Consider the following 25,810-nt stretch of genomic DNA (forward strand, 5'->3'; position numbering starts at 1 on the left):
GCTAGGACGCAATTGTGTTTGTGGCAAGTTTTCAGTTCCTTACTGGTTTTTTCGGCGTTCATACGCGGCCAGCGCGCGGGCGCGCCCTGTTGGCAGATCGACCACCGGTGGCGGGTAATCTGCCTTGGGGTTCAGGCCCCAGGAACGGGGCGTGGCTTCAAAGTAGGACAAAGCCGTCTCGGACGGTTTTGGCCTGCCCTCGGCGATCCACTGATTTAAGTAGGCACCCTTGGGGTCGAACTTTTCCTGTTGGGTAACGGGATTGAAAATGCGGAAGAACGGAGACGCATCCGGTCCGGACCCCGCGACCCATTGCCAGCCCATCGCGTTGCAGGCCGGATCCCAGTCGATCAGGCAATCCTCGAACCACTCCATCCCGATCTTCCAATGGGTCATCAGATGCTTGGTCAGGTGACTTGCCACGATCATCCGGGCGCGGTTGTGCATCCGCCCGGTTACATACATCTGCCGCAGACCCGCATCCACAACCGGGATGCCGGTTCTGGCCTGCAGCCAAGCCTTCACCTCGGGCGCATCTCGGGCCTCGTTCCATGGAAAAGCGTCCCATTCTGGCTTCCAGTTGCCCGACACCAGCTGAGGCGTGTGGTACATCAGATGATAGGCGAACTCGCGCCAGACAAGCTGTCGCAGAAATGAACCAGTGCCTTGGGTCCCTTCGAAAGCCGCGCGTTGCACGCGATGCCAAGCGGTACGCGGGCCGATCTCACCCAATGAGAGGTATTCGGACAGGTTCGAAGTCCCATCAAGATCCAGCCTGTCACGGTCGGCGCCGTAATTCGCGATCCGGTTCAGGAACCCCTCCAGATGATCAAGCGCCGCTTGTTCGCCCGGTTGCACATAGGGTTTGACGATCTTCGCCCCTCGGTTCATCGCTGCGCCAAGGTGCCAGGTCGCCAGATCGTCCGAGGTGGGCCAGTACGCGGGGGCGATTAGCCGGGTCGGCGCGGCCTCGGGCGGAGGGACCTCACGCCCCTGCACTGCGCGCCACATCGGGGTGAATACGCGAAACGGTTGACCGGCTTTGGTTGCAACCGTCCAGGGTTCGAACAGAAGATGACCGGCAAAGGATTTGGCCTCGATCCCCTGCTCTTTCAGCGCCGATTTGACCTTTGTGTCCCGCGCAATCGAGGCCGGATCGTAAGCGCGCGACCAATACACGTCCGTCGCGCCGGTTTCAGAGATCAGCCGCTGCAACTGTTCCAAGGCATCGCCCTGTCGCAGGATCAGACGGCTGCCAATGTCGTTCAGCGCGCGTCCAAAGACCTCAAGCCCCAGCCCAAGCCGCCATTTCGGGGCCGCGCCCATGGTGTGTACCAGATCATCACACAGGAACACCGGCACCACAGGACGCCCCGTCGCCAGTGACGCAGCAAGCGCCGGATGATCGCTTAGCCGCAGGTCACGCCTGAACCACAAAATGATCGGAGGTTGCCCGTCTTCCATATTCGCCCCGCCGTTTTCTTTCCACTACGGAGCGTATCGAAAACTGGATCACAAAACCCGGTCAAGTGCATTCAATAACTGATCAATTTCCTGTTGGGAGGTGTAGTGCGTGAAGCTGACCCGCAACACGCCTTGATCCGGATCGACCCCCATTGCTTGCAATGCGCGGACGGCATAGAAATCACCACCGCCGGCCATGACGCCATGCTCCGCCAGCTCAGCCGCCACCGTAACGGCCGGTCGACCCAAAGCCAAGGCAACGGTGGGCGCGCGCCGAGTGGCCTCGGACGGGCCGAGCAGTCGCACTGTGTTTCGGTTTTTGACAGCATCCAGAACCGGTTGCAGAAGCGCCACCTCGTGATTGCGCATCAGGTCATGGGCGAAAGCGCCTTGCGCAGCCGTACCCTCAGTTGGGCCGCCATGGTGGGTGCTGAGCAGCGAGATGTAATCCGCCATCCCCGCGCTGGCCGCTATTTGCGCATGGTCCGGCCCTGCCGGGGTGAACCGTTTGTAAAGAGTATCCCCGTTGAAATAATGCGCTTGATTGGGCAGCAACTCACTCACAGCACGCCGGATGACCATGCAACCCTGATGTGGGCCGTAGGTTTTGTAGGCTGAAAACAGATAGATATCCGGCCCCAGATCACTCACATTCGGAAACCCGTGCGGCGCGTAGGACACGCCATCCACGCACACAAAAGCACCAGCAGCATGGGCAATGGCGGTGATCTCGGTCACTGGGTTGATCTCACCCACCACGTTCGAGCAATGCGGGAAGCAGACCAGCCGAACTTTTTCATCCAGCAGGTTTTCCAGATCCTGCGGGTTCAGAGATCCCGTTTCGGGATTAATCTTCCACTCACGCACGTCGATCCCGGCCTCGACAAGACGCCTCCAAGGACCGGAATTGGCCTCATGATCCTGATTGGTGACAATGATCGCTTCGCCGGGGCTCATCCATTGCCGGAAGGCTTGCGCAAGAACGTACGTGTTCTGGGTGGTCGAAGGACCAAAACTCAGTTCGTCAGTCTCAACCCCCAGAATCGCGGCCATCCGGGCACGGGCTTCATCCATCTCGGCACCCGCAAAACGGCTGGCCTCGTAGGGCGCGTATGGCTGCACCTTTCGCTGAGTGTAAAACCGCGTCAGCCGGTCGATCACTGGCTGGCAGGTGTAGGAGCCACCTGCGTTCTCGAAAAAGGCCTGCCCCTGAAGGCTGGGTTCGGCAAAGGCGGGGAACTGAGCCCGAACGAAATCAATATCCAACGCAGTCATGGCCAGGCCTTTCGATGAGTGGAGAACGGTATTAGCTGAGCGCGCGCCTCAGCCTTCAACTTTGGTATAGGTCCCCTCACCGGCTAGAATGCCCCGGAAGCCGCCCGGCTCATCCAGACCGAACACGATCAGCGGCAGGTTGTTGTCACGCGCCAGCGCAATGGCCGAAGCATCCATGACCCGCAGCCGTTTGGCCAGTACGTCGTCATAGGACACCGTGTCATACCGCTTTGCATCGGCATGTTCTTTCGGGTCCTTGTCATACACCCCATCCACGCCGTTTTTGCCCATGAAGATCGCCTGACAAGCCATTTCATTCGCGCGTAGGGTGGCGGCTGTATCAGTGGTGAAATACGGGTTGCCCGTACCAGCAGCAAAGATGCAAACCCGCTTCTTTTCAAGGTGCCGCACGGCGCGGCGGCGGATATACGGTTCGCACACCTCATCCATGCGGATGGCCGAGATCACGCGGGTAAACACGCCGATCTCTTCCAGCGCCGACTGCATCCCCAGCGCGTTCATCACGGTCGCCAGCATCCCCATATAATCCGCCGTGGTCCGCTCCATCCCCTGGGCCGAGCCGCTGAGGCCGCGGAAGATATTGCCGCCCCCGATCACCATACAAATCTCGACGCCCAGATCGTGGACCGATTTCACCTCCTGCGCGATGCGCTGGACGGTGGGCGGATGCAGGCCGAATCCCTGATCACCCATCAGCGCCTCGCCGGAAATCTTCAGCATCACGCGATCGTATTTGGGTTTTTGGGTGTTGGGGGACGAGGTCAGGCTCATATTGCGCTCCGGGCTGGCACGGGTTTATTTTCCGGCGCAAAATGAAGCAAAACGACCGCAGGTTCAATGCGGATACTGAGGGACCATGACCAATCACCCCACCGCATCGATTTGGGACCAGCTCCCCGAGATACCGGATGACAAGCCGGTTCTGATCGCTGGCCCGACAGCCTCGGGCAAGTCCGAGCTGGCGCTGCGCATTGCCGAAAGGTTCGGAGGGGTGATCGTCAACGCCGATGCAAGTCAGGTTTACGACTGCTGGCAGGTGATCTCGGCGCGCCCCTCGCCGGACGAGGAAGCGCGCGCGCTGCATCGCCTTTATGGTCACGTCGCGTTTGATCAGGAGTATTCCACCGGCCACTGGTTGCGTGAGATCACTCCGCTGCTGACGGCCAGCCCACGCCCGATCATCGTCGGCGGTACAGGGCTGTATTTCACCGCTTTGACGGAAGGAATGGCCGAGATACCTCCGACGCCCCTGCATGTACGTCAGGATGCCGATCAGATGGACTTGGCCCGGCTGATGTCGGGCGTGGATGCTGAAACCCTGACCCGGCTGGACACAAACAACCGCGCCCGCGTTCAGCGCGCGTGGGAGGTTCAGCAGGCAACCGGACGCAGCCTTGCATCATGGCAAGACGACACTCCGCCGCCTGTGCTGGCCCTACGGGACACGGTGCCCATCGTCTTTGACGTCGACAAAATATGGCTGCTGGACCGTATAACCCGGCGGTTCGATCACATGTTGGAGAGCGGCGCTTTGGACGAGGTTGCGGCCATGCGCGACCGCTATGATCCGTCGCTACCCGCCTGCAAGGCCATCGGGGTGCCGGAACTCATGGCCTACCTGGAAGGCACAATGACATTGGAGCAAGCGCGCGAACGGGCCACGATCTCGACCCGTCAGTTTGCCAAACGCCAGCGCACATGGTTCCGGGCGCGCATGAAGGCGTGGAATCACCTCGATTTATCAAACTGATACGAAACGCGGTTGGTTCCCAGTATCCAATCTGGCGCCCGTCGGATTGAACCAATATTTCCAGTAGTTACAGCGCTTGGCTTCCATGAGTTGGCGTCCTGCCCCGCGTGGGAATGGGTAAGAAACACAGGGCAAGTGACGCGCAACAACCGCCCATACATGTCGTTTTTTTGCTCTTCATGCCGCATTCGAACATTGACGTCCTTCGGATTCTGTTGCCGAATACCGACATGGGGAATTCCAACGTTCAAAAAACCGAACCCTTCGACCCTCGCCTTGGCCTGAAAAACGCCGGCTAGGTTCGTTCATTCCATGCAAAAAAACAAATATGTCACAGGGAGAGACATTCATGACTAACCATACAACAAAGGGAACGTCGGTGCACTGGGCCGCAGAGATGCACGCCCAGGAATACCGCGACGGCAATCTGAGCCGCCGTGAGTTTATGGCCCGCGTCACCGCACTGGGCGTTGCCGCTCCGGTCGCCTACGGCATGATCGGTCTGCAATCACCCACAGCCGCAGCTGAGCCGCAGCAAGGCGGTACCATCCGTTATCAGATGGAAGTCCGCGCACTCAAAGACCCACGCACCTATGATTGGACGCAGATTGCGACCTTCACAGCGGGCTGGCTGGAGTACCTTGTCGAATACAACAATGACGGTACGTTCAAGCCCATGCTGCTGGAAAGCTGGGAAGCCAATGACGACGCCACTGAATACACACTGAACGTCCGTAAAGGTGTCAAGTGGAACAACGGTGACGACTTTACGGCTGAAGACGTGGCACGCAACATCGAAGGCTGGTGTGATGCGTCGCTGGAAGGCAACTCGATGGCCTCGCGCATGGCGTCGCTGGTCGATGAAAGCACCCAGAAAGCCTCTGATGGCGCGATTACCGTGGTCGATTCGCACACCGTCAAACTGAAGTGCAACACGCCAGACATCACCATCATCCCCGGCATGGCGGACTATCCGGGTGCTATCGTCCATAGCAGCTTTGACCCAAATGACATGCTGTCGAACCCGATTGGCACAGGCTTTATGATCCCCGAAAGCCACGAGGTCGGCGTCAAAGGCGTTCTGGTCCGCAACGAAGGCTTCGACTGGTGGGGCTACGAAGCGGGCAAAGGCGGCTACATTGATCGGATCGAATTCATCGACTACGGCACCGACCCTGCCGCCTTCTTGGCTGCTTATGAGGCCGAAGAGATCGACATGAACTGGGAGTCGGTCGGTGAATTCGTCGACATCTTCGACGGCATCGGTCTTGTCCGCTCGGAAATCCCGTCGGGCTTTACCATCGTCATCCGCCCGAACCAGCTTGCAGAAGATGCGGACGGCAACAAGATCTACGGCGACAAGCGGGTCCGTCAGGCCCTTGCCATGGCAGTGGACAACGAGGTTTGTCTTGAACTCGGCATGTCCGGTTACGGCATCCCAGCTGAAAACAGCCATGTCGGCCCGATGCATCCGGAATATGACTCGTCGATCACCCGCATCCCCTACGATCCGGCTGGTGCGAAGGCGCTTATGGACGAAGCGGGGATGGGTGATTTCGAGCACGAAGTGCAGTCCATCGACGATGACTGGCGCCGGAACACGACTGCTGCCGTTGTAGCCCAGCTGAACGACGCAGGAATCAAGGCCAAGCACACCGTTTTGCCGGGCTCGACGTTCTGGAACGACTGGACCAAGTACCCATATTCGTCGACCAACTGGAACCACCGTCCGCTAGGTACGCAAATCCTGGCGCTGGCATATAAGTCGGGCGTTGCTTGGAACGAATCTGGTTTCTCCAATGAAGAATTCGACACGCTGCTGGCCGAGGCAAACTCGCTCGCTGATGTCGACATGCGCCGCGAGGTGATGGCGAAACTGCAGGCGATCATGATCGAAGAAGGTGTTGTCATTCAGCCGTACTGGCGGACTGCAATGCGCCACCATCGCGACAACATGGTCGGTGTCGAAAAGCACATCGCGGACTTGCCGCAACTTTACAAGTTCGGCCTGACCTCCTGACCCAAAACACACAAGGGCCGCGCCGCACTGGCGCGGCCCTTCGTCCTCAATACGGCGACCATAAGAACAGCAACGCGTGAGGCGGAATTCCGTCCACGCCAGCCGACCAACAGGGGCTAACATGGGACTTTTCATATTAAGGCGTGTGGGGATTATGCTGCTGACAGCATTGTGCCTGACATTCCTGGTTTTTTTCCTCACCAACCTCTACCCGAACCTGGAAAAGCTTGCGAAAACGCAGGGCAATTTCCGGATGTCGGATGAGCAGGTAGAGAGCTTTTTGGAAAAAGGCGGATATCTTCAGTCGACGCCCATAAAATACGGCGAATGGCTGGGCGTTCTGCCCTCATACCGGCACACGAATGAAGACGGCACTGTTCAGGGCCGATGCATTCTACCGGGCAAAACCGCCGAAGAGTCTCCTAATTTCTGCGGCATCCTTCAGGGCTACTGGGGGTATTCGACGGTCTTCAAAGAAGAAGTCGGGACTGTTGTTGGCACTCGGCTCGCCTTGACTGGCCGGCTGATGTTCTGGGTGATGCTGCTTATGGTCCCCTCGGCCCTGATCCTTGGCATTCTGGCTGGGATGAAAGAGGGGTCGGCTACGGACCGAACCCTGTCAACCTTTGCCATTACAACGACCGCGACGCCGGAATACGTCTCAGGGGTGATATTCATCGCGATCTTCACGTCATCCGCTGTGGGCTTGAAATGGTTCAAGGGCACGGCGACGCAAGCAATGGAGAACCCTACGTTCGAGAACTTCTTCTTACCGGTGTTGACGATCGCGCTATATGGGATGGGCTATATCGCCCGAATGACCCGCGCCTCAATGACCGAGGTAATGACCGCGCAATATATCCGCACCGCGCGCCTGAAGGGTGTCTCGTTCCCGAACATCGTCATGAAACACGCGCTGCGGAACGCTCTGATCGCGCCGTTCACCGTCATCATGTTGCAGTTCCCATGGCTGCTGAATGGCGTGGTGATCGTCGAGACCCTGTTCAACTACAAGGGCTTTGGCTGGGCGCTGGTGCAGGCGGCAGGCAATAATGACATCCAGTTGTTGCTGGCGATCTCGGTCGTGTCGGTCTTTGTGGTGCTGGTGACGCAGCTGATCTCGGATATCGGCTATGTCTACCTCAACCCGCGCATTCGCATTTCTTAAGGGAGGGTCAGATCATGGAACCACTTACCTGGACCGGCTCTATCGCCTTCCTCAACCCGTTACTCGCGCTGGCACTAGGTGTCATGGCCCTGTCCATCGTCGTCTGGATGCTGGCCAGCATTGTGCTGCCCGAGGATCAAATGACGGTGAACCCTGACGGTACGCTGACTTCAAGCTCGGGCCTGCGAAACATGATCCAAGCCGCGCTGCGCTATAGCTTTATGGCCAGTGTGGCGATCGCGGTCGCCTATGTCGTGCTGGGCATCCTGATGGGCACCAGCGCCGGGATCATTGGTGCGATCTCGCAGCAGTTTCTGCCCGTCTGGCTGTCACTGATCATCCTGTATGCGATGTCGATCGCGTTCAAACGCAAGCTGGGCCTTTACGGCAAGCTGTTCGACAGCCCCATCGGCATGATCGGCTTTGGCCTTGTGATGTTCTGGGTTTTCACCGGCATCTTTGGCGCGCTTGATCTGATCGTGACCCATGACCCGCTTGCACAGATCTCGGGTATGAAGAACAAGGTGCCCGGCACACCTCTGCCTAATCTGGAGGACGGCCAATATGCCTGGTACCTTCTGGGCGGAGACAATCTGGCCCGCGACGTATTCAGCCGCATGGTCAAAGGCGCGTGGATCGTGGTGCAGATCGCCCCACTGGCTACGATGTTTGCCTTTATGGTCGGGATCACACTGGGCCTGCCTGCCGGTTACTATGGTGGTCGTCTGGATACGCTGTTGTCGTTCCTTGCAAACCTGATCCTCGCCTTCCCCGTGATCCTGCTGTTCTACCTGTTGGTGACACCCGAGATCGTGGCGACAGGTGTGCCGAACTATATGGCAGCCATTCTATTTGTCTTCCCGATCATCTTCCTCGGTGTGCTGCTGAATTCACGCTACTACACGCGTCCGAATTTCCGAACACCTCTGCTGATCGGCGTTCTGGGCGTGGCGCTGTGGTTCTACCTGTCGCTGATTTCGACCGGAGGCTACATCATCAGCACCGACAGCTACCGTGTCTGGGGTCTTCCGACCTATCTGGATTTGTTCGACATTCCGGGCGGTATTCTCGTCGTGTTCGTTTCGGTGGTCTTCGTGAACTCTCCCACTGTGTTCCGCATCGTGCGCGGGTTGGCGCTGGATATCAAAACCCGAGACTATGTGGCTGCAGCTCAGACGCGTGGTGAGGGTCCGTGGTACATCATGCTGTGGGAAATCCTGCCCAACGCGCGTGGTCCGCTGATCGTCGATTTCTGTCTTCGGATTGGCTATACAACCATCCTTCTGGGGACCTTGGGTTTCTTCGGGCTGGGCTTGCCGCCCGAAAGCCCGGACTGGGGCTCGACGATCAACGAAGGGCGCAAGCTGCTCTCGATCTATCTGCACCCTGCCCTTCCGCCTGCTTTGGCCCTGTTGTCACTGGTTCTGGGTTTGAACCTGCTAGCGGACGGTCTGCGCGAAGAAAGTCTGAAGGACTGATGTGATCTAGGCCGGGGGTTCTGCCCCCGGACCCCCGAGGTATTTTTAGCCAGATGAAGGGGATCCCCCCGGACTCTCGCGAGGAGTAACAAGATGAACAAACTGGCGGACTATGACGGGCCTATTCTGGAGATCGACAAGCTTTCGATTTCGTTTTTCACCCGACTGAGGGAAATTCCCGCCGTTATGGATTTCTCGGTCAGTGTGCAGCCGGGCGAGGCTGTCGGGCTGGTGGGTGAATCTGGCTGCGGCAAGTCTACGGTGGCGCTGGGCGTCATGCAGGACCTGGGCAAGAACGGGCGCATCGTTGGCGGCTCGATCAAGTTCAAGGGGCGTGATCTGGGTGAAATGACCACCGAGGAACTGCGCGACATTCGTGGCAATGAGATCGCAATGATCTATCAGGAGCCGATGGCCTCGCTGAACCCGGCGATGAAGATTGGCAAGCAGTTGATGGAAGTGCCGATGATCCATGAAGGCGTCGGTCAGGAAGAGGCTTATGCGCGTGCGCTGGAGGTGGTCACCGATGTGCGCCTGCCAGACCCTGAGCGGATGCTGAACTCCTTCCCGCACCAGTTGTCGGGCGGTCAGCAGCAGCGGATCGTCATTGCGATGGCGTTGATGTCGAAGCCTGCCCTGCTGATTTTGGACGAACCCACCACGGCTCTGGACGTGACCGTTGAGGCCGCTGTGGTCGAACTGGTCAAGGATCTGGGCAAGAAATACGGCACCTCGATGCTGTTCATCTCGCACAATCTTGGGCTGGTTCTGGAGACCTGCGACCGGCTGTGCGTGATGTATTCGGGCGAAGCGGTCGAGCGCGGCTCGATCCACGATGTGTTCGACGAGATGCAGCACCCTTATACACAGGCGCTCTTCCGCTCGATCCCCTTGCCCGGTGCCGACAAGAACGCGCGCCCGCTGGTGGCTATTCCGGGGAACTTTCCTCTGCCGCATGAACGCCCGCCGGGATGTAACTTTGGCCCGCGTTGCGACTATTTCGAAGAAGGTCGCTGTGATGCCCGGAACATCCTGATGGAGGCTGTGCCGGGCAATGATCGCCACCATACGCGCTGTCTGAAGTTCCAAGAGATCGACTGGAACGCGCCGATCACAGTGGGTGAACAAAAGGAAAAGGGCGAGATCGGGCGTACTGTACTGAAGATGGACAACCTTAAGAAGTACTATGAGGTGGCGGCCAACGCCTTGTTCGGAGGCGGTACGACCAAAGTGGTCAAGGCCAACGAAACCCTGAGTTTTGAGGCGCATGAGTCTGAGACGTTGGCCATTGTGGGTGAATCCGGTTGCGGTAAATCCACCTTCGCCAAGGTTCTGATGGGGCTTGAGACGGCGACCGACGGGCAAATCCTGCTGGACAACCGCAATATCGAGGCCGTGCCGATCGAGGAACGCGACGCTAAGACAGTGGGTGAAGTGCAGATGGTTTTCCAGAACCCGTTTGACACGCTGAACCCGTCGATGACTGTCGGGCGTCAGATCATCCGCGCACTGGAAATCTTCGGGGTTGGCAATTCCGAGGCAGAGCGCAAGAAGCGCATGTTGGAACTGCTGGATCTGGTTAAACTGCCCCGCGCCTTTGCCGACAGGATGCCGAGACAGCTCTCGGGTGGTCAGAAACAGCGCGTCGGTATCGCGCGCGCCTTTGCGGGTGATGCACGGATCGTGGTGGCGGATGAGCCGGTCTCGGCCTTGGATGTGTCGGTGCAGGCAGCCGTGACCGATCTGCTGATGGAAATCCAGCGCGAACACAAGACTACGTTGCTGTTCATCAGCCATGACCTGTCGATTGTGCGCTATCTCAGCGACCGTGTGATGGTGATGTATCTCGGCCACGTAGTCGAACTGGGTACAACCGATCAGGTCTTCTCGCCCCCGTATCACCCCTACACCGAGGCGCTGCTGAGCGCGGTTCCGATTGCCGATACCTCAATCGAGAAGCAGCATATCGTGCTGGAGGGCGATATTCCGTCAGCTATGAACCCACCGCCGGGTTGCCCGTTCCAGACGCGCTGCCGCTGGAAATCCGAGGTGCCGGACGGGCGTTGTGAATCCGATGTCCCGCCTGTGAAGACTCTGGCCGATGGCCATCAGGTCAAATGTCACTTGGCCGAAGATGTTCTGGCCCGAATGGAGCCCGTAATCAAAATCGCTGCGGAATAGGCGCTTGTACGAACTTGAAAGGCCGGTCAATGACCGGCCTTTTTCGTTGAATACTACTGTCAAATTGCGGCGTTCTGCGCCTTATCCGCCCCAGATCACCTTCACGTAATTCTGGGTTTCCGCGTAAGGCGGAATGCCGCCGTGTTTCTCAACGGCCTTGGGACCTGCATTGTAAGCCGCCAGCGCCAAGGGCCACGACTTGAACTTGCGGTATTGCCATGACAGGTACCGCGCGCCGCCTTCCAAGTTCTGCTTGGGGTCATGGGGGTTTACACCCAAAAGCTGGGCCGTCTGCGGCATTAGCTGCGCCAGACCAAGGGCCCCTTTGTTAGATTTCGCTGTGGGGTTCCAGCCACTTTCCTGCTGCACCAGGCGCAAAAACAGCTCTTCCGGGATGTTGTGTTGGCGGGCGGCTTGGCGGGCAAGCTTCAGGTATTCTCCCCGATATTTCCCTGTATAGCGCTTGTCGAACCGCCCCTGCGCCATTTTCGGCTTTAGACGCTCGGACCCGCGATATTGCGTCGCCGCGCGCGAATCCAACACTTTGGATTGCTTGAGGAAAATGTCTTTTCTATTCTTGGTAGACAGTGTCTGGGCCTGCACCGGGGCCGTGGTCAGCAGCAGACACACACCGACAAAACCTAAAACCAAAGACCGCATAAATGCCTATCCTGCCCGATCCGAAAACAAGCGGAGTATATGGTCCCGCCGCCTGAATTAAAAGCGTGCAGAACAGGGCAAGCAGATTCTTGTCCGACACTGTGTCATCAACGTGTTTTCACCCTCCTGACTTCCGACATTTTTTCGTATAAGTCATTGATATTATTATGCCTTGGTTGCCAAAAGGCACTACACGGACTTTTTTCGCCAGCGATTGTTTCGGAGTGTTGAGGGAGCTCAGGCTTTGGTCTGGCCAGTTTTTCGGGTGCGCCCGGGGGGTATCTTGAAAGGGGCTTCGTTCCAGGTCAGGCCGACGCAGGTGAGGATGCGTCTGGCATCGACCGTGGCATGGCTTGGCATGCCGTAGCGGTCAGGGGTGCCTTTGTGGCGCAGGATCGAGAGCTGCAATGCGTTCAACTCGTTGCGGATACGAGCCGGGCTCATCGGGTGTCCGAGCAGGTCCAGATGCTTGCGCAGGTGCTGCAGGCAGCAGAAGGCCATGTAGCAGATGGCGATATGGGCCCGGACCCGACGCGGCGACCAGTGATAGATGGGCCGGATTTTCAGATCGTGCTTGTTGGTGCGGAAGCAGGCTTCGATCTCCCACAACTGGTGATAGCGGGCAATGACGTCCTGTGCCTCCAGTTCGTCCGCACCATGAACAACAATGGCATGCAGCCCGTCCCATTGTGCCGCTGCCTTGATCTTTGCATCATCCAGCGTGACGTCCCCGCTGTCGGGGAAGGCCAGGAAGCGGCCATATCCCCGGCTGCTGAAGCTGCCGGGTTTGCGAGAGCGCTTGAGCTTCTTGTGCAGCTTTTCGATTGCCTTGTCGCGCTTGTGGGCATCATTGCGTGCCCGGGTGGGTGACCAGGTCACAATGACCCGCGCTCCCTCCTGGTCGATCACCTTGTACCAGCCCTTCTCGGTTGCCTCTTCAGAACCGTGTCCAGCCCAAGGCTGGCGTCCCTCCGGGCTCAAAATGTTCGCCTTCACGGCGGCCGGGGCGGACTTCATGCGATAGCCGAGGATGTAGGGCAGACCCTTGTTCTGCAACATCTGCTGGTTGTCCTTGCTGAGCATGGCGGCATCGGCCACGAACGTGACCCTGGCCACGTCGAAGCGTCCCTCCAACGCCTTCAGCGCAGCTTCCAGCGTATGACCTTCCCAGGTGTTTCCCGGGAAGAGTTCATAGCCCACAGGCAGCCCATCGGAGGTGACGATCAGCGCCAGCATGACCTGAGCGCGGTGATGCTTGCCATCCTTGCTGAAGCCCTTGGCCAGAAGATGATCCTGCTCGACCCCGTCCGCATCCTCGGCCGGGTCCTCGCGCTCGGTGTCAAAGGCCAGGGTCGTGCAATCGTAGAACAGCACGGTCACTGGCCCGCCCAGCAACTTCTCTGCCGCCGCGTGAGAGGTTTTGCAAATCCCGTCTATCACCGGCGTATTGATGTAATCCATGCTCCGATAGACCACGTCCAGATTGAGCGTGATGCCTGCCTGGTTCTCCAACGCCTCCACGGTCGCGCGCTTGCTCTCGGGCTGTGCGATCCGCGCCATAACCAGCTCTTTCACAATGCGATTGGCACTTTTACGCGCCGCCCCCAGAAGGGCCCCCCAACCCAGTTGGTCATACATCGTCCCCATGACATCCCGCAGACCCAGAGAGACCCGCGCCTCCTCACGGCACTCGGCAAGATCAACGCCAAGCTTGTCCGGCCGCGGAGCGCGGCGCACCAGCGCCTGCAGATCGGCATATTCCGTGGGCGTGAACAGTTCCATTTGCGGCGAGCGATCAATGCGTAATTGCTCCATCAAGCGGCCCGCCAGACGCTTGATATCCTCAATCTCGCTGTCGTTATGGGCCACACCCACATGGCGCAGGATCTTCTGGCGTACCTTGGAGCCGGTGCGGACGGATTCAACGATCTGGATCCGTGTGCGGTTGAGCTTTGCGTCATGTTTGGTGCGGATGAACATGGGCGAAGAGGTTAGCCATCTGAAGGCCCATGTCAATACTTTTTATAATAATGGGGCACTACAACGCGCCTCTGAGCAACCACACCTGAAAACAAACCAAAAACCCAGTCAGATCAACAAAAAGGTCGGAAGTCAGGAAAATCGCTGCGGAATAGGCGCTTGTACGAACTTGAAAGGCCGGTCAATGACCGGCCTTTTTCGTTGAATACTACTGTCAAATTGCGGCGTTCTGCGCCTTATCCGCCCCAGATCACCTTCACGTAATTCTGGGTTTCCGCGTAAGGCGGAATGCCGCCGTGTTTCTCAACGGCCTTGGGACCTGCATTGTAAGCCGCCAGCGCCAAGGGCCACGACTTGAACTTGCGGTATTGCCATGACAGGTACCGCGCGCCGCCTTCCAAGTTCTGCTTGGGGTCATGGGGGTTTACACCCAAAAGCTGGGCCGTCTGCGGCATTAGCTGCGCCAGACCAAGGGCCCCTTTGTTAGATTTCGCTGTGGGGTTCCAGCCACTTTCCTGCTGCACCAGGCGCAAAAACAGCTCTTCCGGGATGTTGTGTTGGCGGGCGGCTTGGCGGGCAAGCTTCAGGTATTCTCCCCGATATTTCCCTGTATAGCGCTTGTCGAACCGCCCCTGCGCCATTTTCGGCTTTAGACGCTCGGACCCGCGATATTGCGTCGCCGCGCGCGAATCCAACACTTTGGATTGCTTGAGGAAAATGTCTTTTCTATTCTTGGTAGACAGTGTCTGGGCCTGCACCGGGGCCGTGGTCAGCAGCAGACACACACCGACAAAACCTAAAACCAAAGACCGCATAAATGCCTATCCTGCCCGATCCGAAAACAAGCGGAGTATATGGTCCCGCCGCCTGAATTAAAAGCGTGCAGAACAGGGCAAGCAGATTCTTGTCCGACACTGTGTCATCAACGTGTTTTCACCCTGATGCAGGCCGTATAGGGTCTCTGGCATATTCAGCGCCAGATTCGGCGCCTTCAAGTGAGAACAAAGCGGGGAACTACATGGCGGGTTCAGTCAATAAGGTCATTCTGGTCGGAAATCTCGGCCGAGATCCCGAGGTTCGGTCGTTTCAGAACGGCGGTAAAGTGTGCAACCTACGGATTGCAACGTCAGAGAACTGGAAAGACCGCAACACCGGCGAACGCCGGGAGCGGACCGAGTGGCATTCCGTCGCGATCTTCTCGGAACCTCTGGCCCGCATTGCCGAGCAATACCTGCGCAAGGGCAGCAAGGTCTATATCGAGGGCCAGCTGGAAACTCGCAAGTGGCAGGACCAGTCCGGCCAAGATCGTTACTCGACCGAGGTTGTTTTGCGCCCCTATCGCGGTGAGCTGACTCTGCTGGACAGCCGCGGCGAAGGCGGCGGCGGCGGCGGTTATGGCGGTGGCCAATCGGGCGACTACGGCGGCGGTCAGGCTGGCGGCGGCTACGGTGATCCCTATGGCGCACCGTCCGGCTCACCTGCCCCGGCATCGGGCGGAATCGACGACGACGAGATTCCGTTCTAAACGAAACGGAGATACAACATGGCATGGTCCTTCGCTCTCGGCCGACTTCTCGGGTCCGAACTGAGGGTCCATGTCACCTTCTTCCTGTTGCTGGCCTGGGTCGGTTTCGCGGCCTATTCCAGCGGGGGTTGGCCCGCCGCGATCGAGAACCTGATTTTCGTTTTAGCGCTATTCGCTTGCGTTGTAGCGCATGAGTTCGGCCACGCCCTGATGGCGCGCCGCTTCGGCATCAAAACCCCTGACATCACCCTTCTGCCCATCGGCGGTCTGGCCCGGTTGGAGCGTATGCCGGAAAAACCGATGCAAGAGGTGTGGGTGGCTCTTGCTGGTCCGGCCGTCAATGTCGCGATCTGGGTGGTTCTGGTGGGGTTTGGCGCCGGGATGCCCTTTGAGGCGATCAGCCAGATCGATTCCGCAAATATCGGGATGCTAGACCGTCTCGCTTATATCAATCTTCTGCTGGCCGCGTTCAACATGATCCCCGCCTTCCCGATGGATGGAGGTCGCGTTTTCCGGGCCCTCCTCTGCCTTCGTCTGGACCGCGTCACAGCCACGCGCATCGCGGCGCTGAGCGGTCAGGTGCTTGCCGTTGGGCTCGGATTTTACGGGCTCAGCTCAGGTAATCCGATCCTCGTCGTGATTGCGGTTTTTGTGTTCTTCGCGGCCAATGCGGAGAGTCAGGATGTGGCGCTGCGCTCGGCCACGCGGCATGTTTTGGCGCGCGACGCAATGATCACTGAATTTCACGCGCTGTCACCTCAGGACACGTTGAATACAGCCGCGCAGGCCGTGATCCATACAACGCAACATGAGTTTCCGGTGCTGGACGACAAAGGCCACCTTCGGGGCTTCGTAACCCGAGATCACTTGTTCAAGGCGCTGGCAGGCGACCACCCACGCTCTGACCCCGCCGTTTCAATCATGGAGCGTAACATCCCGCAGGTCGGCTTGACCGCCGGATTGGCAAAGGTTCTGGACGGGTTGCACAAAGGCGCGCCAGCGGTCGCTGTGATCAATCGCACCGGGCTTATGATTGGCTATGTCACCCGTGAAAACATCGGTGAGTTGATGGTGATCCGAGGGCGCTGACCGTCTCGTCAAGCGGATGCCAACGCATCCTCTAGCACCGACAGGACGGCCTCACGCGGGACATCCGAAGTCACAAAAGCCTGACCGATCCCTCGCGCCAGAATGAAACGCAACTGACCGTCGATCACCTTTTTGTCCTGCGCCATCAGGTCCACCAAGGCCTCGGCACTTGGAAGATCACCGGGAATATCGGCCAGATCGGTTTTCATCCCCATTGCCTTCAAATGCGCCCGCACGCGGCTAGGGTCTTCCTGCGAACACAGGCCCAGCCGGGCCGACAATTCAAAGGCCAGCGCACAGCCGATGGCCACGCCTTCGCCATGCAACAGCCGGTCGGAATACCCTGTCGCGGCCTCCAACGCGTGACAGAACGTGTGCCCGAGGTTCAAAAGCGCGCGATCGCCCTGCTCGGTCTCGTCACGTGCGACAATGTCAGCTTTCATCTGAACCGAGCGTGTCACGGCACGCACCCGCGCGGCCATATCGCCTGAGGAGACATCGGTCCCATTCCCTTCAAGCCATTCGAAGAAATAGGCGTCGCCCAGCAGCCCGTATTTGACCACCTCTCCGTAGCCCGACAGGAAATCGCGCTGGGTCATGGTGCCCAGAACCGAGGTATCGGCCAGCACCAAGGAGGGTTGATGAAACGCTCCGATCAGGTTTTTGCCCTGCGGCGCGTTGATCCCGGTTTTGCCACCAACTGAGCTGTCGACTTGCGCTAGCAACGAGGTCGGGATCTGAACGAAACGCACGCCACGGCGCAGCACAGCGGCGGCGAAACCTGCGAGGTCCCCGATCACTCCGCCACCTAGGGCGATGACGATGTCCCGCCGTTCGACCTTTTCGGCCAGAAGCCATTCGACCGCGCGTTCAAAATGCGGCCAGCTTTTGGTCCCTTCCCCTGCGGGCAAAGCCAGTGAGGACATCTCGATCCCCGCGGCCGCAAGCCCGTCGCGCAAGGCCTCAAGATGCAAGGCCGCGACGTTTTCATCGGTCAGAACTGTTACTTTCGGGCGGTGCAGCAAAGGCGCGATCCGCGCACCGGATTGCGCCAGCAGGTCCGGGCCAATCTCGACATCATACGAGCGTTCGCCCAATTCCACATGTACGGTCTGATACATCTAATTTCGTTCCAAAACATCGGGTCGCGCCAGAAGGGCGTCGACCACGCGGTCTACCATATTGTCGATCGAGGTCTCACCATCCGAGGCCACCGTCAGATCGGCCTCGGCATAGATCGGGACACGCGCCTCGTACAGCGCCTTCAATGTCGCATACGGGTCGTCAGTCCTCAGTAACGGGCGCGTATCCTTATGCCGCACCCGGTTCCACAACACATCCAGATCCGCCCGCAACCAGACCGAGGCACCCCGTTCGGTGATCATGTCGCGGTTTCCCTCCGACAGAAACGCGCCACCGCCCGTCGACAGGATACCTTTCTGCTCATCCAGCAAGCGACCGATAACCTGGGTTTCCTTGGCGCGAAAAAACGGCTCTCCGTCGCGCTGGAAAATCTCAGGGATGGTCATATTGGCGGCTGATTCGATCTCGGCGTCGCTATCGAGGAAAGGAACACCCAGCCGCGCCGCTAGTGCGCGGCCCACAGCGGTCTTTCCGGCCCCCATCATGCCCACAAGAACAACGGTTTTGTGCAGATCAAACCCGCCCTGTGTGCCTGCCGCGTGTGTGTTATGCTTAATTTCGCTCATTTAACCGTGAATGACGTGATCTTAAGAAAAATGCCAGTTATAACTTGGTCAAAACCAAAAATTGAGGCAGCGTGGCGCAATGGGCCGTCTGATCAAGTTCCTGATATATATTGTTTGCCTGGCCTTCATCGGGCTGGTGGCCTACGCTTATGTGGGTCCTTATTTCGGTGCCGATTTCTCGGCCCCGCAAAGCGAAATCCGTGAACCGGTCACGTTGGATGTCGATTAAGCACGTGTTGGTTGCGCTGTATCTGGCCGGAGCAGCGCAGGCGCAGCAGCCGCTGACTGCGATTGATTGGCTGAACGACCCGCCCGAGAACCTGCCGGGAACTGTGCTGCTGGAACCTCCGGTCGCACAGAACGGAGGCCAGCCCGTGGTTGAGGTCACGCCTCTGGACGCGCTGTCGCAGCCGATCGGTCTGGTGTCGTCGAGTGTAACCGGGCTACCCGTCGACCTCTGGCATGGCAGCGACCCCGAGCGGATTTCAGAACTGATTGCTCGCATCCCGGTCAAGCACAACCCGGCCATGCAGCGCCTGCTGTTCACCCTTCTTCTGTCCGAGGCCCGCGCGCCCGGCGGTGCGTCTGGGGAAGAAACACTATTGCTGGCGCGTCTGGACCGACTGATGCAGCTCGGCGCGGCGGACCCGGCGCAGTCACTGGTACAACTCGCCGGTCCAACGGACACGCAGGCCCGGTTCGAACGCTGGTTTGATGCAACGCTTTTGACTGGAGACGAAGATCGCAGCTGCACGGCGCTGATTGCCCAGCCCAACCTATCCAAGGACTATGCGGCCCAGATCTTCTGCAAGGCCCGCCGGGGGGATTGGCCTTCTGCCGCTTTGACGCTTGAGGCCGCCCACGCGCTAGAGCTGTTGCCGCCTGAGGAACTGGACCTCCTCGACCGTTTCCTCAACCCCGACATTTTTGAGGACGCGCCTTACCTGCCGCAACCCGAGGACCCGGATCCGCTGAGCTTCAGGCTGTTTGAGGCCATTGGGGAGCGTTTGCCCTCAACCCCTCTGCCGCGGGCCTTTGCCAATGCTGATCTGCGCGATGTGGCAGGCTGGAAGGCGCAGATCGAAGCCGCTGAACGCCTGACCCGCATTGGCGCGCTGACTCCAAACCAGTTGCTTGGTCTTTACACCGAGCGTTCTCCGGCGGCATCAGGTGCCGTTTGGGATCGGGTGGCCGCTGTGCAGCAGTTCGAAACCGCCCTTGAAACCGGCAATATCGAGGCGATCAGCAAGACCCTCCCCCTCGTCTGGAAACAAATGCGCAGCGTCGGGCTTGAAGTACCTTTTGCAGATCTTTTCGCCGAACGCCTCTATAGGGTCGAATTGCAGGGGGCCGATGTGGAAGCCCTGCGCTGGCGTATCCTGATGCTCTCGGATTTCTATGAACGCGCCGCGATGCAAGCGCCGGACACAGCAGTTGAGACGCAGTTCCTGGCGGCCTTGGCGCAGGGTGATCCGGGCCGCGCTGTCTCGCCGTCGCCTTTGGCAGATGCGGTCGCTCAAGGGTTCGCCTGGGCCGCTCCGGTGCCGTCGGATATCGAGGCCTTACTGGACAATGGCCAACTCGGCGAGGCGATTTTGGAGGCGATGCAGCTGTTTGCCCACGGCGCGCGCGGCAATCTGGTGGACATGACTGCAGCCATCGCGGCCTTCCGTCGTGTCGGGCTAGAGGAAACCGCCCGCCGCGCTGCGCTGAACCTACTGATCCTGAACGAGCGTGGATGATGAGCGGTCCAGCATCAGATGAGCTGTGGATTTCGACTTTCCTGCAAGCGCAGGCCGCCGAATTGGGCGCGGCCACCAATACTCTCCTGGCCTATGGTCGCGACCTGAAGGATTTCGCCGCGTGGCTGGAGCATCGAAAAACCAGTTTCGAGCAGGCCGATCGTGACAGGATTGAAGCCTATCTGATCGATTGCGATGCGCAGGGCCTGTCCCGCGCGACCCGCGCCCGGCGGTTGTCGGCGATCAAACAACTCTACCGGTTCGCGTTCGAAGAAGGCTGGCGCGAGGCGAACCCGGCCATTCAGATCAAAGGCCCGGGCCGCAAGAAGCAACTGCCCAAGACGCTGGACGTCCCGGAGGTCGACCGCTTGTTGGAGGCCGCCCGCCAGACCGGACGCAGCCCGACCGACCGTATCCGCAACACCTGCCTGATGGAGCTTCTTTACGCGACCGGTATGCGGGTGACGGAACTGGTTTCCCTGCCCGTCTCATCCGCCCGCGGCGATCCCCGCATGTTGCTGGTTCTGGGCAAGGGCGGCAAAGAGAGGATGGTTCCCCTGTCCCCCCCGGCTCGCGATGCGCTGGCCGTTTGGCTTGAAGAGCGGGACAAGGCCGAGGATGTAAGTGTTGAAAAAGGCGGCACCCGATCAAAATTCCTGTTCCCGTCGAGGGGCAAATCCGGGCACCTGACCCGGCACAGGTTTTTTTTGCTGGTCAAAGAACTGGCGTTTCAGGGCGGTGTCTCGCCCGAAAAGGTCACGCCACATACGTTGCGCCATGCCTTCGCCACCCATCTGTTGGCAAACGGGGCCGACCTGCGCTCAATCCAGACCCTACTGGGCCACGCAGACATCGCTACGACCGAGATCTACACCCATGTTCTGGATGAACGGCTGTCAGAACTGGTGCTGGAACATCACCCGCTGGCGAAAGACAACGGTAGCAAGGGCTAACCCCTTGATTGCAAGGGTCCGCATCCCCATAACGGGTGCAGAAACACGAACAACCAAGGACCGATGGAACCCACATCCTCTCTGATCGACGGCGCATTCTGGTTTACCACTGGCGCTATCCTGCTTTTGCTTGTCCTTTCGGGCTTTTTCTCAGGCTCAGAAACAGCGCTGACCGCATCGTCCCGAGGGAAGCTGAGGGCACAGGCCGACAAAGGCTCTCGCGGGGCGCAGAAGGCGCTCGATATCACCGATGACAATGAGAGGCTGATCGGCTCGGTCCTGCTGGGCAACAACCTTGTCAATATCCTTGCGGCCTCGTTGGCGACGGCCTTGTTCACCCGACTGTTCGGTGAAAGCGGCGTGGCACTTGCGACGCTGGTCATGACCCTTTTGGTTCTAATCTTTGCCGAGGTTCTTCCCAAGACCTATGCCATCACCAATTCGGAAAAAGCCGCCTCTGCCGTGGCACCGATCATCAGCGTCGTCGTCACCGTGTTCTCGCCCATCGTGGCTGCGGTGCGCCTGTTGGTGCGCGGCGTCTTGCGCATTTTCGGTGTCCAGATCGACCCCGATAGCAATATCCTCGCCGTGCGCGAGGAAATCGCAGGCGCGTTGCAGCTGGGCCATTCCGAAGGCGTGGTCGAGAAAGAAGACCGCGACCGCATTCTGGGCGCGCTTGATCTGGGCTACCGTGCGGTTGAAGAGATCATGCTCCACCGCTCGAACATCGAAATGATCGACGCCGATGCTGAGCCGGATGCCATTCTGGAGCAATGCCTGCAAAGCCGCCACACCCGCCTGCCGGTCTTCCGTGACGAGCCCGAGAACATCATCGGCGTGGTCCATGCCAAAGATCTGTTCCGCGCGATGTATGCTCAGGTCGGCGGATCCGAGAGCAATTCGGACCGTTTGGCCGGCTTCGACATCACCAAAGTGGCAAACGATCCCTATTTCGTACCAGAAACCACCACTCTGGACGACCAGATGCGAGAGTTCCTGCGCATTCGTAGCCACTTTGCCCTGGTGGTCGACGAATACGGATCGCTGCGCGGCCTGATCACGCTCGAGGATATTCTCGAAGAAATCGTTGGTGAAATCGCCGACGAGTTCGATATCGAAGAAGAGGTTCCCGTGACCCGCACCGAGGATGGCCAGTTTCTGGTCGAAGGGGCCATGACCATCCGCGACGTCAACCGCGCCCTAGACTGGTCCCTGCCGGATGAAGAGGCGAACACCGTCGCCGGCCTTGTGATACATGAGGCGCAGATGATCCCCGTGGTCGGTCAGGTGTTTTCCTTCCACGGGTTCCGGTTCGAGGTTACCGCGCGCGAGGGCAACCGGGTGACGGAGCTGAAGATCAGACCTCTCTAAGCGCGGGGCGACATGCACGACATTTTTTGTCGTTTTTACACTTGCGCCCCCGGAGCCTCCGGTCAGACTTCCAGAAAATCTGGGAGTCTTTCATGAAACTGCAAACCCGCGTGGCGGTCATTGGGGGCGGCGTTGTTGGCTGCTCGGTTCTGTATCACCTGACCAAACTGGGGTGGTCCGACGTGATGCTGTTGGAACGGTCCGAGCTGACTTCGGGCTCGACCTGGCACGCGGCGGGCGGGTTTCACACGCTGAACGGCGACACCAACATGGCGGCGCTGCAGGGCTACACGATCCGCCTCTATAAGGAACTGGAAGAGATCACCGGCATGTCCTGCGGCTTGCACCATGTGGGGGGCGTGACGCTGGCGGACAACCAGGATCGGTTCGACATGCTGTTGGCCGAGCGCGCCAAGCACCGTTTCATGGGTTTGGAAACCGAAATCGTCGGCCCCGATGAGATCAAGAAGATTGCGCCCATCACCAACACCGACGGCATCATCGGTGCACTCTATGATCCGCTGGATGGGCACTTGGACCCATCGGGCACCACCCATGCCTATGCCAAGGCGGCCCGAATGGGTGGAGCCACGATCGAGACCAATTGCATGGTGCGCGAAACCAACCAACGCGCGGATGGCACCTGGGATGTGGTCACCGACAAGGGCACGATCCACGCCGAACATATCGTCAACGCGGGTGGTCTCTGGGCGCGTGAGGTCGGTGCAATGGCGGGTGTCTATTTCCCGCTACATCCGATGGAACATCAATATCTGGTCACCGACTCGATCCCTCAGATCGAGGCCATCATCGACGCGGGCGGAGAGCATCCGCATGTGATGGACCCTGCTGGAGAGAGCTATCTGCGGCAGGAAGGACGCGGGTTGTGCATCGGGTTCTACGAACAACCCTGCAAGCCTTGGGCCGTCGACGGAACGCCATGGGAGTTCGGGCATGAACTGCTGCCCGACGATTATGACAAGATCACCGACAGTATCGAGTTCGCCTATCGCCGCTTCCCGGTTCTGGCCGAGGCCGGGGTGAAATCGGTGATCCATGGCCCGTTCACATTTGCGCCGGACGGGAACCCTCTGGTCGGGCCGGTGCCCGGGATGCGCAACTATTGGTCTGCTTGCGGTGTCATGGCCGGATTCAGCCAGGGCGGCGGCGTTGGCCTGACGCTGGCGCAATGGATGATCGAAGGCGAGCCGGAGCGCGACGTCTTCGCCATGGACGTGGCCCGGTTCGGCGACTGGATCAGCCCGGGCTATACCCGCCCGAAGGTCATTGAGAACTATCAGAAACGGTTCAGCGTCGCCTACCCGAACGAGGAACTGCCCGCCGCGCGCCCCAATCGCACCACGCCAATGTATGACATCTTCAGCGATCTGGGCGCGGTGTGGGGTCAGCAATATGGGCTGGAGGTGCCGAATTATTTCGCGCAAGGTGATGAGCCGGGTTATGAGACGCCCTCGTTCCGGCGCTCGGACGCGTTTGACGCCACGGGGCGCGAAGTCCGCGCTGTCCGCGAAGGCGTAGGAATCAACGAGGTCCACAATTTCGGCAAGTATCGCATATCGGGCCCGAATGCCCGCGCGTGGCTGGATCGGATCATGGCGGGACGCATCCCTCAACCGGGCCGAGTCTCCTTGACCCCGATGCTGTCGCCCAAAGGCAAGCTGATCGGTGATTTTACCGTGTCATGCCTGAGTGAGACTGACTTCCGCCTGACCGCCTCATACGGCAGCCAAGCCTACCACATGCGTTGGTTCCAGCAGAACGCCGCCGAGGGCGTCTCAATCAGCAATATCAGCGACCAGCTGAATGGCTTCCAAATCGCAGGCCCTAAGGCGACCGAGGTACTGGCCGCCTGCACGCGCGAGGAAGTCTCGACCCTCCGGTTCCTCGACGTGCGTCCAATGACGATCGGCATGACGGATTGCCTCGTGCAGCGAGTCAGCTACACCGGCGATCTGGGCTATGAGATCTATTGCGATCCGATGGGGCAACGACAGCTCTGGTGGACTTTGTGGGAGGCCGGGCAACCCCATGGGATGGTGCCTTTCGGAATGCGCGCCATGATGTCCCTGCGTCTGGACAAGTTCTTTGGCTCATGGATGCGTGAGTTCTCACCAGACTATACAGCCGCGGAAACGGGGTTGGATCGGTTCATTTCATTCTCCAAAAACACCGACTTCATTGGCCGAGCAACGGCCGAGGCAGAGCGACATAGTGGTACGGCGCGCAAACTGGTCGCGTTCGCAGTGGACGCAGAAGATGCCGATGTGAACGCTTACGAGCCGATCTGGCTGGACGGAGAGGTCGTCGGTTTTTGCGCCTCGGGAGGCTTTTCCCACTATGCCCAAACCTCGGTCGCGATGGGGTTCCTTCCGACGGACCGTATCAAAGACGGGCTGGAGGTTCAGATCGAAATCCTCGGTCAGATGCGGACCGCGCGGGTGATCTCCACCCCACTTTTTGATCCTGAGGGCGACCGAATGAGGGGCTGACAACGCAGCAAGTGGACGGCATGTTGCCCCTATGACAGACATACCCATCATACTGCTTGCGGCAGGGCAATCTCGGCGCATGCGCGGTGCAGATAAGCTGCTTCAAGCGGTCGACGACATGCCCCTTTTGCGGCGATCTGCCATGACAGCCTTGGAAGTCGGACCGGTGATCGTTGCGCTTCCTCCACGCCCTCATGCGCGTTACGACGCGCTGGGTGGTTTGGATTTGCGGAAGGTCCCAATTGCGGATTCTGCAGAAGGCATGAACGCCAGCCTGCGCGGCGCGTTGGCCCAGGTGGATGCCGCTGCGCCGGCTGTCATGGTGCTGCTGGCGGATTTGCCTGAGCTGACCGCGAATGACCTAAGAGCCGTGAAGAACGCGAGACGCGCCAATCCCGATAATCTGATCTGGCGCGGGGCCACGTCGGCTGACAAGCCTGGCCATCCCGTTATCTTTGATCGTCAGCTTTTTCCAGAACTTCGGAAACTGACCGGAGATCAAGGTGCCCAATCCGTCATTCGCGCGCACAAGGACAAGGCACACCTGACACGTCTTCCCGGTGAAAATGCCCTGCTTGACCTCGACACACCCGAGGCATGGGTGGACTGGCTAAGAAAACGAGGGTCGTAAATGAACACGACCCGGTCGTTAAAGACCGGGTCGTGTGCCCAAAACAGGACTACCACTTTCAGCAATCAATAAAGCTAAACCAAATCACCTATACAGGTGGTTAGGCGTACAGCAGCTAAAACCTAAACAAGACCCCCTCGTTAACATGCCACCAGCGCTTTAAGACTGAGCAAGCCACGGGCACCCCCTAGTGCCTTTGGCTCCCCCTCACTTGGGCATGTTTATATTTGCTGATCCGATCCTTCGAAACAACGTAAAATTAGAAGAATGTCGCTAACACGCG

Annotated in this window: 22 protein-coding genes; 14 read left to right on the forward strand and 8 right to left on the reverse strand. The window is 59.1% G+C overall.

Translation table 11 applies throughout. The features are described 5' to 3' along the window. Positions 1-39 precede the first annotated feature (39 nt). Genes ACOERD_RS16315 through pyrH form a run of 3 tightly spaced genes read right to left on the reverse strand, consistent with a single transcriptional unit; the run spans position 40 to position 3,531 of the window. Positions 40-1,464 carry a cryptochrome/photolyase family protein gene (locus ACOERD_RS16315; RefSeq protein ID WP_419739731.1) on the reverse strand — a complete coding sequence of 475 codons (1,425 nt, stop codon included), beginning with the start codon at positions 1,462-1,464 and terminating at the stop codon, positions 40-42. Between the two features lie 48 nt (positions 1,465-1,512). Then, on the reverse strand, positions 1,513-2,739 hold the full coding sequence (locus tag ACOERD_RS16320) for an aminotransferase class V-fold PLP-dependent enzyme (protein WP_419739732.1): 1,227 nt from the start codon (positions 2,737-2,739) through the stop codon (positions 1,513-1,515). 48 nt (positions 2,740-2,787) lie between these two features. After that, the gene (gene pyrH, locus ACOERD_RS16325) at positions 2,788-3,531 is read right to left on the reverse strand and encodes a UMP kinase (protein ID WP_170469717.1); all 744 of its coding nucleotides are present in this window, start codon (positions 3,529-3,531) and stop codon (positions 2,788-2,790) included. A gap of 85 nt (positions 3,532-3,616) precedes the next feature. On the opposite strand from pyrH, the gene miaA reads away from it, so the two are divergent. The 5 genes from miaA (at position 3,617) to ACOERD_RS16350 (ending at position 11,357) form a co-directional block, all read left to right on the forward strand. Continuing rightward, on the forward strand, positions 3,617-4,510 hold the full coding sequence (gene miaA / locus ACOERD_RS16330; protein WP_419739733.1) for a tRNA (adenosine(37)-N6)-dimethylallyltransferase MiaA: 894 nt from the start codon (positions 3,617-3,619) through the stop codon (positions 4,508-4,510). Positions 4,511-4,859: 349 nt separating this feature from the next. Then, positions 4,860-6,530 (forward strand): ABC transporter substrate-binding protein, encoded by a 1,671-nt coding sequence (locus ACOERD_RS16335; RefSeq protein ID WP_419739734.1) that lies wholly within the window; start codon positions 4,860-4,862, stop codon positions 6,528-6,530. Between the two features lie 121 nt (positions 6,531-6,651). Further along, the gene (locus ACOERD_RS16340; protein WP_170376750.1) at positions 6,652-7,698 is read left to right on the forward strand and encodes an ABC transporter permease; all 1,047 of its coding nucleotides are present in this window, start codon (positions 6,652-6,654) and stop codon (positions 7,696-7,698) included. Between the two features lie 14 nt (positions 7,699-7,712). After that, positions 7,713-9,176, forward strand: coding sequence for an ABC transporter permease (locus ACOERD_RS16345; RefSeq protein WP_170469726.1), 1,464 nt, complete (start codon positions 7,713-7,715; stop codon positions 9,174-9,176). A 93-nt stretch (positions 9,177-9,269) separates the two neighbouring features. Further along, positions 9,270-11,357: a dipeptide ABC transporter ATP-binding protein gene (locus tag ACOERD_RS16350; RefSeq protein ID WP_419739735.1), complete on the forward strand. Its 2,088-nt coding sequence runs from the start codon at positions 9,270-9,272 to the stop codon at positions 11,355-11,357. Between the two features lie 81 nt (positions 11,358-11,438). Here ACOERD_RS16350 and ACOERD_RS16355 read toward each other — a convergent pair whose 3' ends face one another. Together ACOERD_RS16355 and ACOERD_RS16360 are read right to left on the reverse strand one after the other, a co-directional pair. Further along, entirely contained in the window at positions 11,439-12,017 is a 579-nt protein-coding gene (locus ACOERD_RS16355) for a lytic transglycosylase domain-containing protein (RefSeq protein ID WP_419739736.1), read from the reverse strand. A 237-nt stretch (positions 12,018-12,254) separates the two neighbouring features. Continuing rightward, complete coding sequence (locus ACOERD_RS16360; protein WP_419737624.1) at positions 12,255-13,997, reverse strand: IS1634 family transposase; 1,743 nt, start codon at positions 13,995-13,997, stop codon at positions 12,255-12,257. Here ACOERD_RS16360 and ACOERD_RS16365 point away from each other — a divergent pair. After that, the gene (locus ACOERD_RS16365; protein ID WP_419739737.1) at positions 13,990-14,202 is read left to right on the forward strand and encodes a hypothetical protein; all 213 of its coding nucleotides are present in this window, start codon (positions 13,990-13,992) and stop codon (positions 14,200-14,202) included. The two genes, ACOERD_RS16360 and ACOERD_RS16365, sit on opposite strands and share 8 nt — an antisense overlap. Before the next feature lie 31 nt (positions 14,203-14,233). On the opposite strand, the gene ACOERD_RS16370 is transcribed toward ACOERD_RS16365, so the two are convergent. After that, positions 14,234-14,812, reverse strand: coding sequence for a lytic transglycosylase domain-containing protein (locus tag ACOERD_RS16370; RefSeq protein WP_419739736.1), 579 nt, complete (start codon positions 14,810-14,812; stop codon positions 14,234-14,236). A gap of 203 nt (positions 14,813-15,015) precedes the next feature. Here ACOERD_RS16370 and ssb point away from each other — a divergent pair, with 203 nt between their 5' ends. Both ssb and ACOERD_RS16380 read left to right on the forward strand, forming a co-directional pair. Then, on the forward strand, positions 15,016-15,522 hold the full coding sequence (gene ssb, locus ACOERD_RS16375; RefSeq protein WP_419739738.1) for a single-stranded DNA-binding protein: 507 nt from the start codon (positions 15,016-15,018) through the stop codon (positions 15,520-15,522). Between the two features lie 18 nt (positions 15,523-15,540). After that, positions 15,541-16,611 (forward strand): site-2 protease family protein, encoded by a 1,071-nt coding sequence (locus ACOERD_RS16380; protein WP_419739739.1) that lies wholly within the window; start codon positions 15,541-15,543, stop codon positions 16,609-16,611. Between the two features lie 8 nt (positions 16,612-16,619). Here the strand turns inward: ACOERD_RS16380 and aroB are convergent, their stop codons facing one another. Continuing rightward, positions 16,620-17,732, reverse strand: a complete 1,113-nt coding sequence (gene aroB, locus ACOERD_RS16385; protein WP_419739740.1) for a 3-dehydroquinate synthase — start codon at positions 17,730-17,732, stop codon at positions 16,620-16,622. Further along, positions 17,733-18,320, reverse strand: coding sequence for a shikimate kinase (locus tag ACOERD_RS16390; RefSeq protein WP_419739741.1), 588 nt, complete (start codon positions 18,318-18,320; stop codon positions 17,733-17,735). Between the two features lie 79 nt (positions 18,321-18,399). On the opposite strand from ACOERD_RS16390, the gene ACOERD_RS16395 reads away from it, so the two are divergent. The 6 genes from ACOERD_RS16395 (at position 18,400) to ACOERD_RS16420 (ending at position 25,527) form a co-directional block, all read left to right on the forward strand. Further along, positions 18,400-18,549, forward strand: a complete 150-nt coding sequence (locus tag ACOERD_RS16395) for a hypothetical protein (protein WP_170376734.1) — start codon at positions 18,400-18,402, stop codon at positions 18,547-18,549. Continuing rightward, positions 18,539-20,062: a hypothetical protein gene (locus tag ACOERD_RS16400; RefSeq protein WP_419739742.1), complete on the forward strand. Its 1,524-nt coding sequence runs from the start codon at positions 18,539-18,541 to the stop codon at positions 20,060-20,062. The genes ACOERD_RS16395 and ACOERD_RS16400 overlap by 11 nt, the downstream gene beginning before the upstream one ends. Beyond that, positions 20,062-21,015 (forward strand): tyrosine recombinase, encoded by a 954-nt coding sequence (locus ACOERD_RS16405; protein WP_419739743.1) that lies wholly within the window; start codon positions 20,062-20,064, stop codon positions 21,013-21,015. The genes ACOERD_RS16400 and ACOERD_RS16405 overlap by 1 nt, the downstream gene beginning before the upstream one ends. Positions 21,016-21,078: 63 nt before the next feature. Further along, complete coding sequence (locus ACOERD_RS16410) at positions 21,079-22,386, forward strand: HlyC/CorC family transporter (protein ID WP_419739744.1); 1,308 nt, start codon at positions 21,079-21,081, stop codon at positions 22,384-22,386. A 92-nt stretch (positions 22,387-22,478) separates the two neighbouring features. Next, positions 22,479-24,896 (forward strand): GcvT family protein, encoded by a 2,418-nt coding sequence (locus tag ACOERD_RS16415; protein WP_419739745.1) that lies wholly within the window; start codon positions 22,479-22,481, stop codon positions 24,894-24,896. A 31-nt stretch (positions 24,897-24,927) separates the two neighbouring features. Further along, positions 24,928-25,527, forward strand: coding sequence for a nucleotidyltransferase family protein (locus ACOERD_RS16420; RefSeq protein ID WP_419739746.1), 600 nt, complete (start codon positions 24,928-24,930; stop codon positions 25,525-25,527). Positions 25,528-25,810: the final 283 nt, after the last annotated feature.

The sequence above is a fragment of the Ruegeria sp. genome, from assembly GCF_965199275.1.
Classification (GTDB): domain Bacteria; phylum Pseudomonadota; class Alphaproteobacteria; order Rhodobacterales; family Rhodobacteraceae; genus Ruegeria.